The 558-nt window shown below is 67.9% G+C and carries 1 protein-coding gene; it reads right to left on the bottom strand.

Features of this window, described 5'->3' with window-relative positions; all coding sequences use genetic code 11:
- Positions 1-558, bottom strand: a 558-nt coding sequence (locus ACYVKI_RS12860) for a transposase (protein WP_460690766.1), incomplete at both ends; no start/stop codon positions are given.

Here is a 558-nt window from a genome sequence, read left to right as displayed (position 1 = left end):
TCGTGGGTCGCTGCCATGGTGAGTGCGGGTCGGCGAAGAACACCTTGGTCCCGGTCTCCATCGCGAACTGGGCGTGGCCGGAGAGTTCCTTGCCGCGGTCCCAGGTCAGGGTCTTGCGCAACTGCTCGGGCAACGTGGTCACCGACGCTGCCAGCGCCGCGTTCATCGCGACGGCCCCGTAGCCGCCGAGCGCGGGCCCGTTCTTCACGTACGGCTTCTCACCCCACCCCTGGAAGCGTGGCAGGTGGACCAGAATCGTGGAGCGGCTGCTGCGTTCGACCAGCGTGCCGATCGCGGACCTACCGGTCCCGATGATCAGGTCGCCCTCCCAATGGCCAGGAACGGCACGGTCATCGGCCTCGGCCGGGCGTTCCCTGAGCACGACCTCGGCGGTGACGTGTCCTTGAGGCTTGCTCTGTGACCGTGCTCGCGGCTGCCGCAGTGCACGGCCGGTGCGCAGGCACGCGACCAGTTCCCGCTTGAGCGCGCCGCGGCCTTCGATGAACAGGGCCTGGTAGATCGCCTCGTGACTGATGCGCATAGACTCATCATCGGGGA

Source organism: Nesterenkonia suensis, from assembly GCF_054782935.1.
This window is presented reverse-complemented; position numbering and strand designations above follow the sequence as displayed.